The 17,010-nt window shown below is 33.1% G+C and carries 13 protein-coding genes; 4 read left to right on the top strand and 9 right to left on the bottom strand.

All coding sequences use genetic code 11. From position 1 onward, the window contains the following. Window positions 1-47: 47 nt before the first annotated feature. The 3 genes from AC3WRL_RS22105 to tsf all read right to left on the bottom strand — a co-directional run bounded on the left by AC3WRL_RS22105 (window position 48) and on the right by tsf (window position 6,907). Entirely contained in the window at window positions 48-2,849 is a 2,802-nt protein-coding gene (locus AC3WRL_RS22105) for a T9SS type B sorting domain-containing protein (protein ID WP_261510084.1), read from the bottom strand. 130 nt (window positions 2,850-2,979) lie between these two features. Next, window positions 2,980-5,796: a T9SS type B sorting domain-containing protein gene (locus tag AC3WRL_RS22100; protein ID WP_261510083.1), complete on the bottom strand. Its 2,817-nt coding sequence runs from the start codon at window positions 5,794-5,796 to the stop codon at window positions 2,980-2,982. Between the two features lie 283 nt (window positions 5,797-6,079). Further along, complete coding sequence (tsf, locus tag AC3WRL_RS22095; RefSeq protein ID WP_214827400.1) at window positions 6,080-6,907, bottom strand: translation elongation factor Ts; 828 nt, start codon at window positions 6,905-6,907, stop codon at window positions 6,080-6,082. Window positions 6,908-7,052: 145 nt separating this feature from the next. Here tsf and AC3WRL_RS22090 point away from each other — a divergent pair, with 145 nt between their 5' ends. Next, window positions 7,053-7,751, top strand: coding sequence for a DUF6759 domain-containing protein (locus tag AC3WRL_RS22090; RefSeq protein WP_214827404.1), 699 nt, complete (start codon window positions 7,053-7,055; stop codon window positions 7,749-7,751). A 59-nt stretch (window positions 7,752-7,810) separates the two neighbouring features. Here the strand turns inward: AC3WRL_RS22090 and AC3WRL_RS22085 are convergent, their stop codons facing one another. From AC3WRL_RS22085 to AC3WRL_RS22075, 3 genes are all read right to left on the bottom strand, one after another. Further along, window positions 7,811-8,767, bottom strand: coding sequence for an acetyl-CoA carboxylase carboxyltransferase subunit alpha (locus tag AC3WRL_RS22085; RefSeq protein ID WP_214827407.1), 957 nt, complete (start codon window positions 8,765-8,767; stop codon window positions 7,811-7,813). Between the two features lie 47 nt (window positions 8,768-8,814). Further along, complete coding sequence (gene gltX, locus AC3WRL_RS22080) at window positions 8,815-10,326, bottom strand: glutamate--tRNA ligase (RefSeq protein ID WP_214827410.1); 1,512 nt, start codon at window positions 10,324-10,326, stop codon at window positions 8,815-8,817. A 96-nt stretch (window positions 10,327-10,422) separates the two neighbouring features. Beyond that, window positions 10,423-10,944 carry a hypothetical protein gene (locus AC3WRL_RS22075; RefSeq protein WP_261510081.1) on the bottom strand — a complete coding sequence of 174 codons (522 nt, stop codon included), beginning with the start codon at window positions 10,942-10,944 and terminating at the stop codon, window positions 10,423-10,425. Between the two features lie 188 nt (window positions 10,945-11,132). On the opposite strand from AC3WRL_RS22075, the gene AC3WRL_RS22070 reads away from it, so the two are divergent. The 3 genes from AC3WRL_RS22070 to AC3WRL_RS22060 are packed head-to-tail and all read left to right on the top strand — an operon-like array spanning window position 11,133 to window position 13,823. Continuing rightward, window positions 11,133-11,930 carry a glycosyltransferase family protein gene (locus AC3WRL_RS22070; protein ID WP_261510079.1) on the top strand — a complete coding sequence of 266 codons (798 nt, stop codon included), beginning with the start codon at window positions 11,133-11,135 and terminating at the stop codon, window positions 11,928-11,930. 4 nt (window positions 11,931-11,934) lie between these two features. Beyond that, complete coding sequence (locus AC3WRL_RS22065) at window positions 11,935-12,591, top strand: glycosyltransferase (protein ID WP_261510078.1); 657 nt, start codon at window positions 11,935-11,937, stop codon at window positions 12,589-12,591. Window positions 12,592-12,599: 8 nt separating this feature from the next. Continuing rightward, entirely contained in the window at window positions 12,600-13,823 is a 1,224-nt protein-coding gene (locus AC3WRL_RS22060) for a glycosyltransferase family 4 protein (protein ID WP_261510075.1), read from the top strand. Window positions 13,824-13,850: 27 nt separating this feature from the next. On the opposite strand, the gene AC3WRL_RS22055 is transcribed toward AC3WRL_RS22060, so the two are convergent. From AC3WRL_RS22055 to AC3WRL_RS22045, 3 genes are read right to left on the bottom strand one after another with little or no spacing between them, the layout of a single operon-like run. Beyond that, entirely contained in the window at window positions 13,851-15,062 is a 1,212-nt protein-coding gene (locus AC3WRL_RS22055; protein WP_261510073.1) for a glycosyltransferase, read from the bottom strand. Between the two features lie 4 nt (window positions 15,063-15,066). Then, window positions 15,067-16,014, bottom strand: coding sequence for a WaaS/CpsH family glycosyltransferase (locus AC3WRL_RS22050; RefSeq protein ID WP_261510072.1), 948 nt, complete (start codon window positions 16,012-16,014; stop codon window positions 15,067-15,069). Further along, window positions 16,011-17,000: a hypothetical protein gene (locus AC3WRL_RS22045; protein WP_261510071.1), complete on the bottom strand. Its 990-nt coding sequence runs from the start codon at window positions 16,998-17,000 to the stop codon at window positions 16,011-16,013. The genes AC3WRL_RS22050 and AC3WRL_RS22045 overlap by 4 nt, the downstream gene beginning before the upstream one ends. Between the last annotated feature and the right edge of the window lie 10 nt (window positions 17,001-17,010).

The raw sequence follows: 17,010 nt of genomic DNA, 5'->3' as shown, positions 1-17,010 counted from the left end.
AAAAACAAGATTATAGGTTCACTGTTTAAAAGCTTTGTAATTCGGGATTAATTTCTGTTTTTTACTAAAATCCAACCTGTATATTTTATTGGAGTTTTTTCTTTGTTGGGTTCATTCCAATTAATATGATACCAATAGGTTCCAGTCACAACTTTTTTATCAGAATGTTTACCATCCCATTTATAATTATTGAATTTATCACCAGTGAATATTTTATTACCATACCTGTCATAAATAACGAAGCTTAAATTTCCTTTGTAAGCAAGTGCGCTGTAATCGATATAGTCGTTGATATTATCATCATTAGGAGTTATGGCGTTGATCAGGTTAAGTACAGTAATTTCAACAGAAATTGGTGCACAGTTATTGACATCTTTAACAAAGAAAGTATGCTGTCCTCTTGTAAGATTTGTAAATACATTAGAATCCTGCCAATTTGAAGTTCCGTCTACTGCATATTTGTAAGGAGCAGTTCCTCCATTTACAATGACTGTTGCTGTAGTATTTGAGATCTCGATCTGAGTGATTACAGGATCCTGAGTTTTAAATACCCTTACAATTTGAGTTACGAAACAACCATCTTTCCCAAGGATAACGGTATATTCACCGACTCCTACTCCCTCAATGGCAGGTGTTGTAGCACCGGTATTCCATTGATAAGATTCATAGCCAGGACCCGCATCGAGATTTGTTTTTGCATCAATACAAATATATTTATCTAACAGAATTGGGGATTTTTTAATTGGTTTTGCGATCAATGTGATTTTTGCAATTCCTACGCAGCCTTCATTACTCGTTATTTTAACATAGACAACGCCTCCAGTCGAGCCATAATTTGTAGGCGGAATAATTTCATTGGTATTTGCATTTAAATCAGCTAAAGTTGGGTAAAACTTTTTAACAACTAACAGAGGATCAATAACATTGGCTGTAGTCAGATCAAAATAAGCTTTATCCTCATATTGACATGCTTCTAATGTTGCATCTCTTACAATAAAAGGAACAACTGTTAAGTTTACTGTAATAGTTTCACAGTCAATGAATTCTGGTGCATTTCCGCAGAATGTATATACAATGACATCAGGTCCTAAATAACCAGATGTGGGATTGTAGGTAATAACACCTGTAGAAGCGTTTATGGTAGCTGTTCCATGAGTTGGTGCTGTTAAAATTGAAACCGTACTGGGAACAGGAGTTTGTGTTGAACTTGAAAAAGCAGGTGTGATTACTTTAGTAGCACAAACATTTATATGAGTTGTTGTATTCTTGATACAATTGAAAACCTTATATATTGGTGTTGTAACAGAACACCCTCCCATGGTTACTTTTATTGTATAATTTCCTGATTGTGTAGGCGCGTAAGTATTGGTTGTAGCACCAGGAATAGCAACCCCATTTAAGTTCCATTGATATAATTCATACCCATCATCAACTTCCAATACAATACCCGGGGCACAATCTCCGGCTTTTTTAGTAATGACAGGAATGGATGAAAATCCGGCAAAGTATCCTCCGTATCCTGCAGTACTATAGCCTCCATTGATCCCTGCTGTTACAGCTTTAGTAGAAGTAATAGACACATTTCCTGAAATTCCGTCAATGGCATAGGTTTGCCATTGGGTATTTCCGGTTAAAGGATAAGGGCCCTGAGCTGCGGTTGGAGCTGTCCCGTTTATTAGAACAGTTGCACCGGTTTCAGTTAAGATATTTAATTTTAATGAGATACCTGTTACACTAGGCATTTCGTTAATCTTACCGATTTCGTCAATTTTTCTGGGTAGAAAACAGTTTAAAGGTGGGATATAATTAAATCCACAGGTTGCATTACTGCTTCCAACTGCTACGAATTGATATAAATATACTTTTTTAGAAGTAGAAATAAACATATTGGAATGTGTTCCGGCGCCAGTTTGTGTTACATAATTGGTTTCATTAATTCTGTACCATTGTCCCGCATTTATTGACGCTGCTGCTGTAGTGGAGCCATTTAGGAATATATCAGTATTGTCTTCTACTGCGATAATAATCCCGCCTTCCATGTTTTCACTTGGAGCAGTTGATCTGGTTTTAACCATGGCAAATGTATTACCAAGTCTTTCTACCGGAACAGATTGATCGAGAACAGGGTCTGAGCCTCCCGGGCTTCCCATTCCAAAGTTCCCATTACAGCTTCCGTTGGTAAGGGAAATAGGTTTGTCTGCTACAACTTTAGCTCCAATAAATCCTGTTAGGTTTGAGCTGGAATTTCCCAATCCTGCAAATAAGAATGATTGTCCTTTATTTAAAGTAAAAGTATGAGAATTCCCGGCAGGTGTTCCGCCATAGAAGGTTACACCTATGCCATTCCATGTTACCGTGACAGTTGTATTATCTTCTGTAGCAAGAATTCCTGCTGTAAAATTGTAAATCGAGCTAGTTGAAGTGTTTGGGCTGGTTGCTACAAAAAATTCTTTACCAATACCAGCTTTTCCTTTACTTGTAATAATTTCTCCATGGGCACTCTGTGCCATTCTTAAACTGCAATAAAAACGCTTATCTCCTCTCAAATACAGACCTTTATTAATGACTTTAAAACCATCAGCAGGAGTGCTGGTGGAGATTATGTTATTATCAGTAAGAGTGTAAACCTGTGGATTTCCCTTGCTGATAACAACAGTGCCAATAATGTTATTGTTATTATAAATTTGTACATCAAAAGGAGTTACTGAATCTGTGGAAAGGTATAAGGCATTGGTATAACCTCCAATAGTGGCATAATAGGGCGCTATCCAGTGATCTGTATCTCTTTGTGCAAAAAGCGTATTAATTGAAAAAAAAATCAATACTAGGCCAAGTATAATTTTTTTCATGGTGCGGGGAATTAATTTTACATACAAAAATAGTGGATTATTTAATATGTTTTGAAAATAATATTGGCATTATGATAAAAAAAACCACGATTTTAAGATCGTGGTTTAATTATTTAATAATTATTTAATATTAATTTCTGTTTTTAACTAATATCCAGCCTGTATATTTTATTGGAGTTTTTTCTTTGTTAGGTTCATTCCAATTAATATGGTACCAATAGGTTCCTGTTAGAATTTTTTTATCAAAGTGTTTACCATCCCATTTATAATTATTGAATTTATCACCGGTAAATACTTTATTGCCATACCGGTCATAAATAACGAAACTTAGATTCTCTTTATAAGCTAATTCACTGTAATCGATATAGTCATTAATATTGTCACCATTAGGAGTTATAGCATTGATCAGATTTGGCACTGTAATTTCAACAGAAATTGGTGCGCAGTTATTGACATCTTTAACAAAGAAAGTATGCTGTCCTCTTGTAAGGTTTGTAAATACATTAGAATCCTGCCAATTTGAAGTTCCGTCTACTGCATATTTGTAAGGAGCAGTTCCTCCATTTACAATGACCGTTGCTGTAGTATTTGAGATCTCGATCTGAGTGATTACAGGATCCTGAGTTTTAAATACCCTTACAATTTGAGTTACAAAACAACCATCTTTCCCAAGGATAACGGTATATTCACCGACTCCTACTCCCTCAATGGCAGGTGTTGTAGCACCGGTATTCCATTGATAAGATTCATAGCCAGGACCCGCATCGAGATTTGTTTTTGCATCAATACAAATATATTTATCTAACAGAATTGGGGATTTTTTAATTGGTTTTGCGATCAATGTGATTTTTGCAATTCCTACGCAGCCTTCATTACTCGTTATTTTAACATAGACAACGCCTCCAGTCGAGCCATAATTTGTAGGCGGAATAATTTCATTGGTATTTGCATTTAAATCAGCTAAAGTTGGGTAAAACTTTTTAACAACTAACAGAGGATCAATAACATTGGCTGTAGTCAGATCAAAATAAGCTTTATCTTCATATTGACATGCTTCTAATGTTGCATCTCTTACAATAAAAGGAACAACTGTTAAGTTTACTGTAATAGTTTCACAGTCAATGAATTCTGGTGCATTTCCGCAGAATGTATATACAATGACATCAGGTCCTAAATAACCAGATGTGGGATTGTAGGTAATAACACCTGTAGAAGCGTTTATGGTAGCTGTTCCATGAGTTGGTGCTGTTAAAATTGAAACCGTACTTGGAACAGGAGTTTGTGTTGAACTTGAAAAAGCAGGTGTGATTACTTTAGTAGCACAAGCATTTACATTAATTGTTGTATTCTTAATACAATTGAAAACTTTATATACTGGTGTTGTTACAGTAGGGCATGTTCCCATTCCCACATTTACAGTATAATTTCCTGGTTGGGTAGGTGTGTAAGTATTGGTTGTAGCACCAGGAATAGCAACTCCATTTAGATACCATTGGTAGGTTTCATATCCATCATCAACTTCCAATACAATACCTGGTATACACTCTCCTGTTTTTTTAGCAATGACAGGAATGGATGAGAATCCGGCAAAGTATCCTCCGTATCCTGCAGTATTGAAACCACCATTTACCCCTGCTGTTACGGCTTTGGTAGAAGTAATGGATAAATTTCCTGCAATTCCCTCAATGGCATAGGTTTGCCATTGGGTATTTCCGGTTAAAGGATAAGGGCCTTGCGCCGCTGTGGGTGGTGCTCCATTTACTAAAACAGTTGCACCAGTCTCCGTTAAAATATTTAATTTAAGACCTATAGTATTTGTTGAAATAGTAGGCATTTCGTTAATCTTACCGATTTCATCAATTTTTCTGGGTAGAAAACAGTTTAAAGGTGGGATATAGTTAAATCCACAGGTTGCATTACTGCTTCCAACTGCTACGAATTGATATAAATATACTTTTTTAGAAGTAGAAATAAACATATTGGAATGTGTTCCGGCGCCAGTTTGTGTTACATAATTGGTTTCATTAATTCTGTACCATTGTCCCGCATTTATTGATGCTGCTGCTGTAGTGGAGCCATTTAGGAATATATCAGTATTGTCTTCTACTGCGATAATAATCCCGCCTTCCATGTTTTCACTTGGAGCAGTTGATTTAGTTTTAACTATGGCAAATGTACTACCAAGTCTTTCTACCGGAACAGATTGATCGAGAACGGCATCTGAGCCTCCTGAGCCTCCTATTCCAAAGTTCCCATTACAGCTTCCGTTGGTAAGGGAAATAGGTTTGTCTGCTACTACTTTAGCTCCAATAAATCCTGTTAGGTTTGCATTTACTCCACCATCACCAGCAAATAAGAATGATTGTCCTTTATTTAAAGTAAAAGTATGAGAATTCCCGGCAGGTGTTCCTCCAAAAAAGGTTACACCTATGCCATTCCATGTTACCGTAACAGTTGTATTATCTTCTGTAGCAAGAATTCCTGCTGTAAAATTATAGAGTGTGTTGGTCGAAGTATTTGGGCTGGTTGCTACAAAAAACTCTTTACCAATACCAGCTTTTCCTTTACTTGTAATAATTTCTCCATGGGCACTCTGTGCCATTCTTAAACTGCAATAATAAGGTTTGTCTCCCTTAAGATACAGACCTTTATTAATGACTTTAAAACCATCAGCAGGAGTGCTGGCGGAAATTATATCATTATCAGTAATAGTATAAACCTTTGGATCACCTTTGCTAATTGTAAGTGTAGTAACTAAGGCATTATCACTGAAAATTTGCACATCAAAAGGAGTTACTGAATCTGTGGAAAGGTACAAGGCATTAGTATACTCGCCAACATTGGAATTGGCATAAAAAGGTGCTATCCAATGTTCTGTATCTCTTTGTGCAAAGACTGTATTAACTGTAAAAAAAACCAATACTAAACTGAGTAGAAATCTTTTCATAAACTTGGGAATTAGGATTTCTACAAATTTAAAATAATATTTGATATATTATTAATAAATAATAAGTGAAAGTGAAAAAATATTCTTGATTCTTTATTAAAATCTATATAGAATAGAAAACTTGTAATTTTATTGAGTCTTTTTCGTAGTATATAGCTTGATGAAGGATACTCACTTTTAAATTCAAATATAATTTTGATTGAATTTCTAGATTTTTCTACCACTAATAAAAAATCCCGATGAAACTTCATCGGGATTTTTATGTTTCTTTTAAAAGATTCGATTAGCTTAAGCTTACTCTTACAAATCCTGTAACTTTTAGATCTCCGTTTACAGATTTTACATAATCAGCAACAGACTGGCTTCCATCTTTAATAAAAGCTTGGTGTACCAAAGTATTTTCTTTGTAGAATTTCTGCATTTTACCTTTCAAAATATTGTCGATAATATTTTCAGGTTTTCCTTCTTTAGTAAGAAGTTCTCTTTCAATCTCTAATTCCTTGTCAATAGTTTCCTGAGAAACCATAGTCTCGTCTAGAGCGATAGGGTTCATTGCAGCAACCTGCATAGAAACAGCTTTAGCAGCTTCGTCAGCTCCATCTACTTTAGTAGAAAGAGACGTAATTGCAGCAATCTTGTTTCCAGCATGGATGTAAGCTCCTAGGTAAGGACCTTGAATTCTTTCGAAAGCACCAATTTCAATTTTTTCACCGATAACTCCTGTTTGCTCGATAAGTTTATCAGCAACAGTGATTCCGTGGAAATCAGTAGCAAGAAGCTCTTCTTTAGTAGCAGCAAAAATCGCCATTTCAGCTAATTCATAAGCTAATTCAATGAAAGCTTCGTTTTTAGCAACAAAGTCAGTTTCAGAGTTTAAAGAGATAATAACACCTAAAGTATTATCCTCGTTTACTCTAGCAATAACTGCTCCTTCTGAAGATTCTCTGTCAGCTCTGTTAGCAGCAACTTTTTGTCCTTTTTTTCTAAGGATATCTACTGCTTTTTCGAAGTCTCCTTCTGCTTCAACTAAAGCTTTTTTGCAGTCCATCATACCTGCACCTGTTTGGTTTCTCAATTTTGCTACGTCTGCAGCAGCTGGTGTATAAGACATAATATCTATTATTTTTTTTATTAAGATTACTTTTGATTTTTTAGTTTATTTTTGAGCAATGCAAAGATAATGATTTTAATGACAAACTAAAAAATGACTTTTTACGTTATTTTAATACTTAATAATTTATTTAAATGCTTCGTTAATGAAAAAAATTTTTCTCCTTATATTTTTATGCATTTTTACACTTGGTTTTTCTCAGAAAAAGAAAAGAGCCAAATCTAAGGCTGTTGTGGAAAAGGAAACGCTCATCATATACACAGAGCAGGACGCTGAAAGCTCAAAAGAAGCGAGAGTTATTGCCGGTTTTTTAAAGCAAAATCCAAATCATGCTAAGACTGATTATTTCAAAAGAAAACTAATCGAAATTATCATGGCAGATAATTCTCCGGAAGCAAAACCAACGATTAAACCTATTAGTAAAGAGAAGATTGAGAAGATTGTTAAAAACAATGAATTAAATAGTGGAAAGACTGTAGCTGTAAACTCAGCACCCACATCGCCCGAGAAAAAAGTGAACTATGCAAGCATTAGTGGTAGTAAGAAATCTGAACCAAGTGAGGAGAATAAAAGAACAGCTGCAATGTTGACACATATTTTCAGTAATGATGCCAGTTTAAATGAAGCGTATATCAATATTAAAAACAGGTCTTCTTGTAATTTAATAGTAAAAATCAGTGGAAAAAAATATTACAATCTGACTGTTCCGGCAAAAGGGCAGAATTTTATTCTCATAGATAAAGGAGAGTATGTATTAACAACAATGGTTTGTGATGCAAAATATTCCTCAATCAAAAAGATAAGTAAGGATATTGAAATAGAATTGAATGTATCTGCTGAATAAAATGATTGATTACAGATATGAAAAAAGGTTAAGAATCAACATTCTTAACCTTTTTTATTTTATCCTTTAAATTGCCCCATTGCAATAAATTTTTCTTGTCGCTGGGTCTCAAGTTCTTGTCCTGTAAACTTCGAGAAAGCTTTTATATTTTGCAAAATAGAACTTTTTAAGTTCAGATATGCTGTTTCTGGATCATAATGTGCCCCTCCAAGAGGTTCTTCAATAATACCATCAATAAACTTTTCTCGTAAAGCATCTTTTGGCGTAAGATTTAAAGCATTGGCAGCGTCTTCTTTGTGATCCCAGTTTCTCCACAGAATAGATGAGCAGCTTTCCGGTGCAATTACAGTATACCATGTATTCTCTAGCATATATACCTTGTTTCCTACACCAATTCCTAAAGCTCCACCACTAGCTCCTTCGCCAATAATATAAGTGAAAATTGGAGTTTTTAGCTGAACCATTTCAAAGATGTTTCTTGCAATAGCTTCCCCTTGCCCTCTTTCTTCAGCTTCCAGTCCTGGATATGCACCAGGAGTATCAACCAAAGTTACAATAGGAATATGGAATTTCTCAGCCAATTTCATCAGCCTTAAAGCTTTTCTATATCCTTCAGGATTTGGCATTCCAAATCTTCTAAACTGTCTTTCTTTCGTTGTTCTCCCTTTCTGAGTTCCTATGATCATCACTTTATGACCATCCAGGGTAGCTAAGCCTCCAACTAATGCTGGATCATCCGCAAAATTTCTGTCTCCGTGAAGTTCCAGAAAACTACCTTTATCTGTAATCCCTTTAATATGGTCTAATGCATAAGGACGATCAGGATGACGAGATAACTGTACTCTTTGCCAAGGAGTAAGATTCCCATAGATCTCTTTTTTCTTTTCTATGATCTTGTCCTCAATTTGACTACATGCTAATTTTACATCAACACCACTTTCTTCTCCTACTAAAGAACATGTTTGGTATTGATCCATTAATTCTTTTATAGGAAGTTCGAAACTTAAATATTCCATTCTTGAAGTAAATTTAATCTTTCAAATTTATGAAAAATTATGAGACTCTATTTAAAATTATTAATAGCATTGTTTATTCTTGCTATACTTTCTTCTTTTCCAAGTAGTTCTAAAATATCCGGGACATCAGGTCCTTTTAATTCTCCAACTAAAGCTAAACGAAGAGGCATCATCACTTTTCCCATTCCTAAGCCCTTATTTTCGGCAAAATCATGGACAGTTTGTTTTAAAACTTCAGCTGCAAATACCTCAGTGCCATTGAATACATTGGCTAATTCACCCAATGTTGCAGAAGTTTCATCATTCCATGCTTTTTTAGCTGCCTTTTCATCATAAGAATCTGGAGCGACAAAGAAAAACTTTCCGTTTTCATAAATGTCCTTTGGGAAAGTAGCTCTTTCTTTCATCAAATGAATTATTTTGATCAGTTTTTCGTCTGAAATATTTGAAATGTCAAGATCTGTATTTCTTAAAATCGTTAAAATTTCTTTGTCGGATTTTAACTGAATATACTGATGGTTGAACCATTCAGATTTTTCTTTGCTGAATCTCGCACCTGCTTTGTGAACTTTATGAAGATCAAACTCTTTAATCATTTCCTCTAAAGGCAGGATTTCTTTATCATCAGCAGGAGACCATCCGAGTAAAGCAACCATATTAATAAAAGCATCCGGAAGATATCCGTTTTCTCTATAACCTTTAGAAATGTTTCCTGTTTCCGGATCTTTGAAATCTAATGGAAATACAGGAAAACCGAATTTGTCACCATCTCTTTTACTTAATTTTCCTTTCCCCTCTGGTTTTAGAATAAGTGAAAGATGAGCAAACTGCGGAGCATCCCATTGCATTGCCTCATATAATAAAGTATGTAAGCCTAGAGAAGGTAGCCATTCTTCCCCACGAATAACATGGGTTATTTCCATTTCATGGTCGTCAATTACATTAGCAAAATGATATGTTGGCATTCCATCATTTTTAACTAAAACTTTATCATCTAAAGTATTCGTATTGACAGATGATTTTCCACGAATGATATCCTCAAGATTTAAAGTCCTGTCAACTGGCATTTTAAATCTTACAACATAAGGTGTTTTTGCATCCAGTAATTGTTGCAATTCTTCTTCGGAAAGAGCAAGACTGTTTCTTAATCGATTTCTGGTTTTGTTGTCATATGAGAAAACATCTCCTTTTGCTTCATACTCAGCACGAATGGCGTCCAGTTCTTCTGGGGTATCAAAAGCAAGATAAGCATAATCAGTTTTTAATATCTGCTCTGTATACCTATCATAGATGTCTCTTCTTTCAGACTGTCTATAAGGAGCAAATTTCCCTCCTTTTTTAGGACTTTCATCAGGAATGATCCCGCACCATTCTAAAGCTTCTTCAATATATTCTTCTGCTCCCTCTACATACCTCGCTGTATCTGTATCTTCAATTCTCAATACAAATTCACCACCTTGGTTTTTAGCAAAAAGATAATCATATAATGCGGTTCTTACACCTCCCAAATGCAAAGGTCCCGTAGGACTTGGAGCAAAACGTACTCTTACTTTCTCCATTATCAATTTAAATTTTGTGCAAATTTACTTAAAATTATTTCCGAATTAGCTTAATAATATTAATAAAAAAACCTTCTGAGAGAAGGTTTTATATTATTACTTTAAATCTGGATTGACTATATAGCCGGAAATAGAGCTTACATGTTGTACTGCTTCAGGATTAAATTTGTATTTATTAAACAAGTCCATACTAGGAATCCATCTCAAATAATTTTTTTCTCTAAAATATATTTTACCAGTAGAATTATCCTGAACTAATCCATTATCGGCAAGTAAGGGGTCCCCAAAATATGTTCTTGTCGCAAAAGTAGCGTCTTGGATAGATGAGAACTCATAGCGAAATGTTTTTGAGGATACAAACAGTCCATTCCATGTCATAGGAGAATCAATATGTCTCCAAACACCGTCAAACTTAATGCAATACAATACATTCCCATTATCCGTTACTTTTATAAAGTCACCATTTTGAGAAGGCCGATTTGTTTCAATCGGAGCTTTCATCTGAAAATTAGTATTGGTGATTGAAGAAGATTGGTCATTTGCGATTAATGCATCTTCTCTCTCAGAACAAGAAGTAATTAAAAATAATCCCGCGAGATAAATTAATTTTTTTTTCATAAATATGCTTTAAATTTTAGGATGCAAATATACTAAAATTATTATGTATAAAAATTCGAATTGCACTTGGAATACGGGACACAGAACGAATTTTGTTCTCTATATAGAAATTTAAAGTTATATAAATATTCAAATCACCTTATATTTTTTAAATGTATTTTTGTAATCCAAAAACATTGAAGTTGTAAATGAAAAAAGCAATTTGTCTTTTTATAGTTGGAGAGAAATATCAAAAATTGTTTAATAAAAACAAAGTACAGTTTGAAAGCTATGCCAAGAAATGTGGGGCAGATTTAATTATTCTTGACAAACCTTTGGATGATACTTTTCACCGTCCGTTGCTATCCCAAAAGCTACTTATCCCTTTAAAAACAAAAGGTTATGATATTGTGTTGTTTCTGGATCTGGATATAGTAATATCAAGTAAAGCTCCCTCAATTTTTGAGTATCTCCCAGAGCATAAATATTTTGGCGCTATTTTAGATCCCAGAGGAACAAAAGAATTTAATAAGACGTGGGGACATATTCCAAGAATATTAGAGGAAACTACTGAAATATATTTTACTGATCGTCATTTTGATCCACATCCTTTATTGCTTGGAAGCATAAATGGGGGAGTATTTGTTTTCCGGCCAGAAAAAGTGGCAGATGTTTTTAAAGAATACTACTTTTCTGAACATAATCAAGGCGAATTAAATAGTTTTGAAGAAACACCTTTTGCTTACATTTCTCAAACTAATGAATGGTTTGAAGCATTACCCCCTAAATTTAATATCCAGATTCTATATCAATTAAAAGGAACGAGTAAAGGAAAGGAAATTGAAGTCGCTGAAAAAAAGATTCCAAAATTCATTAGAAATTATTATTATAGAAAAGAAGGATATTGTTTTTTTCCTACTAAAAAGTATAGAGTTTTTGTCCGCAATGTAATATCAGAGAATTATTTTGTTCATTTTTCTGGTAATTATCCGATAATTAATAATTAATCATATGAAAGTTATTAAAAAAATTGTAAATAATTTTATCAGTATTTCTTACGGAATCACGGTTAATAATGAGGTTGGTGAAATTGCTCAACTTTTAAATGTATTACTTCCCCTCATTAATAAAAATGATGAGGTTATCGTGTTACAAGATATTACTGAGAAAAATAAGGAAGTAGCAGCTATTTTGGATACTTATGGTGATAAGATTATCAGAATTGAAGCACGTCTCGATGGAGATTTTGCTACATTTAAGAATAACCTAATAAAGCAAGCAACGAAAAATTATTTATTTCAAATAGATGCAGATGAAATCCCGAAAGGCTCTCTCATAGAAGAAATAAAATATTATTTATTTAAAAAAAGGAAAAAAGATGTTTTTATGGTTCCGAGAATAAATGTTGTAAACGGAATTACAAATGAACATATTGAACGTTGGAATTGGCTTGTAAATGATAAGGGATATATCAATTTTCCGGACTACCAACATCGGATTTTTAAACTTAACAGGGGAATTAAGTGGGAAAATAAAGTCCACGAAAAACTTTGTAATTATAAAAAAATTGCGGGGCTTCCAGCTTCAGATTATTCAATGTGCCTGCTCCACATTAAAGAAATAAAACGACAGGAACAACAAAATTCTTTTTACGATACCATTGTATAAATATTCTTATGAAGCTAAAAATCATTTTAGATGCCGATGTTATTGCAGATTTCTATAAAGATAACCGAACCGGAATCTTTCGGGTAACTTTGGAACTCTTTAGGAAGATAAGTCGTAATGACGCTATAGAGGTATTTTATGCTCATTTAAGCTTACTTAATAGTGAAACATCCACAAAAGAGCTGGATGATTTTTTCACTGAAGATTCAATAAGAATAAATGGAGCCAATAGCAGGAGTAGAAGGGGATTTTTGCCGTTCAGAAAAGAAAAGCTATTCCGTTATTTCTATAATAAAGTAGGAATTTATAATTACAAAAATACTCATTTTAAAGAGGTTTTTAAAAATGCCAATATTTTTCACTCGTTTTATTATCCTATAAATAACGAAATCAGAAAGTATACAAATCTAAAAAAAGTTGTTACAGTTCATGACTTGATACCTATTTTGTTTCCGGATTTACATTTCACAGCAGACCTTATACAAGATATTATAGCAAGTATTGGAAGGGATGGATACGCAATCTGTGTATCAGAAAACACCAAAAAAGATCTACTCAATTATGCACCCCATCTCAATCCGAATCATGTTTTTGTTAATTTACTTGCTGCTTCAAAATCACTTTTCTACGTTTGCCGGAACGAGGAAAAATTTAATTCAATAAAAAAGAAATATAACCTTCCCGAAAAGTATTTCTTGAGTGTAGGTACTTTGGAACCTCGCAAAAATGTAGATCTTGTAATTCGAGCTTTTTTAAAAGTGATTAAGGAAAATGCAATTTGTGATCTAGGGCTGGTTTTAGTAGGTGCAAAAGGTTGGGATTATGATAAAATTTTTGATGAATATAATAATGCTCAAGAATTAAGAGATAGAATTGTAATTACAGGAAGAGTACCGGATGAAGATCTTGCCAGTTTGTACAGCCATGCACATTCTTTTTACTATATGTCATTTTACGAAGGTTTTGGTTTGCCGCCTTTGGAGGCTATGCAATGTGGTGTAGCAACCGTTACCTCCAACACTTCATCATTGCCAGAAGTTGTTGGTGATGCCGGAATTATGCTGGACCCCAGTGATGAAAAATTATTGTCCAAAATTATGCTGGACTTGTATCTGAATGAGCCATTAAGAGAGAAATATGCTAGAAAAGGACTAGATCGCTCAGCACTCTTCTCTTGGGAAAAAAGTGCTGAAGAACTTGTTACTATTTATCAAAAAATAAGCGATTCTTAAGTGATCTGTAACAATATACTTTCCTAATTATTGCAGCATTTTAAAAATCTCTTCTTTCTGAGCTTCTATCGAAAACGGATAAATAGCTTTTTCCGAATTGTTATGCAATGTATTCCAGGTTAATGGATTACTGCATATCTCAATGATGTTATCTGCAAATTTTTGATAATCTTCATTACCAGAAATTAAAGCAGTAATTCCATCTTCTAAAAACATTCCTTCTGCACCTATTTCGGTTGTTAATACAGGAAGAGTATACTCTAATGCCTGTCCAATCTTGCCTTTTACACCAGCTCCAAATCTTAACGGAGATACAGAAGCAAAACATTTTTCATAATAAGGAATTATATTCTCTACAAAGCCTGCAATTTCAAATGTTTCTGAATTCATTTTTACAATTGATTCAGGAGCTTCAGAACCAATAATTGTAATTTTTAAGTCTGGCAGGGTTTTCCATACCAAGGGCATGATTTTATGATATAATATTTCTACAGCATCCACATTGGGATCATGTAAAAAAGTACCTATAAAAAATATTCCATTTCTCTTTTCAAAAGTTGGCATATCTTCTGGTTTTACCTTTAAATTATGAACATTACTTACTGTAAACAACTTTGATTCATCTACAAAAGCGGTCATAAATTCTTTTTCTTTATCACTGATTACTGCAATTTTATCTGCTTTTTTGCATAATTCAGTTTCTATATGCTTATAATGAACTAATTCTTTAGCTCTGTTTTTATCATACTTAATTTCAAGCCCCCTCTCCATTCTTAGATAATGAATATCCACCATATCATAGATGATCTTTACTTTCGGTGCTTTTTCTCTAAAGAAATCTAAATAATATTCGAAAAGTTCAGGTCTGTGGCACCACACGAAATCAAGTTTTGGAAGCAAATCATTAATAAAGTGCTTTTTACCCTTCATTATACCATATTTTCCTATAAATGGAGTATAAACATTTACATTATGATCATTTAGATTTTTGATGTATTTCTTAGATTCTACTTTTGGAATTGCCTTTCTCCAATCCATAAGATATACATTATAATGTTTTGCCAGAAACTTAGCAATTTCTGTAATACGATTAGAGGCAGAATCCTTATCAAATGTTGGGATCTGACTGTCTACAATAAGTATATTTTTTTTACTTTCATCAGGAATAATGGTCTTTTCTGATAAAGGATAATGATTTTTTAAATATATATAATTTTTTATTTTTCTTTTAATACCCATGATTCTATAATTTGAATATTTTCTTTATAAAGCTCTTGACTGTATATTTATTGATGATATCCCGTGGTATCTCTACATACTCTGATTCAAGAAATTTTTTAATTTCGGCAGTATCTAGCTGATCACTATCAACAATTAGTATATTATTTGGATGGTAAAAATCATAGTCCTTAACTGCTGGGTTTGTTGTAATCAATTTTTTTCTGTATCCTATACTTTCAAATGTTCTAAAAGAAAGGCCCCTCTGGTCTTTCCTTTGAATATCTATCATTGCCTTAGACTCGGAAATAAGTTTCTTCGTTTCGTTAAGGGACAAATATTCTGTTATAGAATGTAAATGCGGATAAACCAATTTCTCATACCAGAATAATGCAAAATAAATTATGAAACCAGCATCAGATAATGTCTTTGAAATCCTGTCGATTTCATCAATTCTTGAATCATAAGACGAAACATTGAAAATGTCATACTTTATAGGTAGTGATTGTAAAGTCTCATCATAAATAAAATTGGAAGTTTCAATAAAATGATATTTTTCTATATCTTCTTTTTCGTACGAGTATATTTCATCAAAAAAATGAATTATTTCAATTTGTCGGGGATATTTTTTGCAGCTGTCATAATAATATGCGATAAAACAAGCTGTATTATTCTTGAGCTCTTTTAATAAAGAATTTTCTAATAAATCAGGACGAATAATAAATATAATATCCTGCTTTTCTTTGATTTTCTGCAGGATCTGTTGTCTAAGATATTTTTTCTTGACATTACTTCCAAATAATTTGGTAACGCCATTCCAGATTTTCACAAATATATTTGGATACTTATATTTTATGATATCTGTTTTGAGATCCGTAACTTTTACATTAGGAATTGATTGCAACTCCTGAACAATAAAATCTATATAACCGTACGCAAAAGGATAGATTAATGTGATCTTCTTTGGCGTCATTTTTTAAATATTTCTTTTAGTTTTTCTTCAAATGAGATTTCCTCATCTAAAACCATTTTTTTGTAAAGTGAAAAGTAAGGAATATGTTCATTATAGTTTTCCAAAATTTCCTTTATTTTTTTTATAATTTCAGGGATCTTATCTTCACTAAAGCTAAATTTATAATCATCTGGAATCATCAGGTCTTCGTAATAAATGGAAGAACCATTTTTTCCTGAAACAATGCAACAATCCTGAGACACAGATTCTCGTAACATTTTATCTCGACCAGGATTTTCCCCAAAATCAACATATAACAGTGATTGTGACATCAAATCTTTTATCTGATCAGCATTCATGTTTTGAATTGGTACCCAATTTAACTCTGGTGAATTTTTGATTAATTGAGATATTTCCTTCTTTCCTTTTCTAGGGTTGTATAGAACTTTCTTATTTGATAAGTCCTTTACAATGGTTCCTTTATTCTGTAAGAAACTAGGGTTAATATAATCACAAACAAAATCTATTTGATTTTCAGGAATGCCATGCTTTTTAATATAAACAGATGATCTATAAGACTGAGCCCACTGAAAAACATTAGGTAAATTTTCAAAATAATATTCCTTATCTTTTTGTTTGTAGAAAAGTTTTGTGAAAATATTTTGCTTTCTTATTCTATGATCCATCAAAACCTTATAAAAATCAACACTCAACCACCATATTATTTTTTGGCTTTCAGGATACTTTTTTACCAAAAAAGTCATAGATTCTGGAATTATTAAAATGTTTTTAGAATTATCTTCTACAATGTCAATTTCACTTGTATGATAAACAGAATAATTTTTTGGTTTTGCATTTTTCCTTTTAGGGATGTAATGCATAAAAACATTTTTTATGTGGAGATGATATAGCTTATCTGCGAGTTGATGCAGAGCTTCAGGACCTCCGGTTACACTATTTGGTGGACAAAATATTATAATTTTCGATTGATCAGTATAAGTAATCATTGAGGTATGG

It is taken from the genome of Chryseobacterium sp. FW101-FHT12H09 (assembly GCF_058790395.1).
The sequence above is the reverse complement of the archived record's forward strand: the minus strand, read 5'-3'. Positions and strand labels throughout refer to the sequence as shown.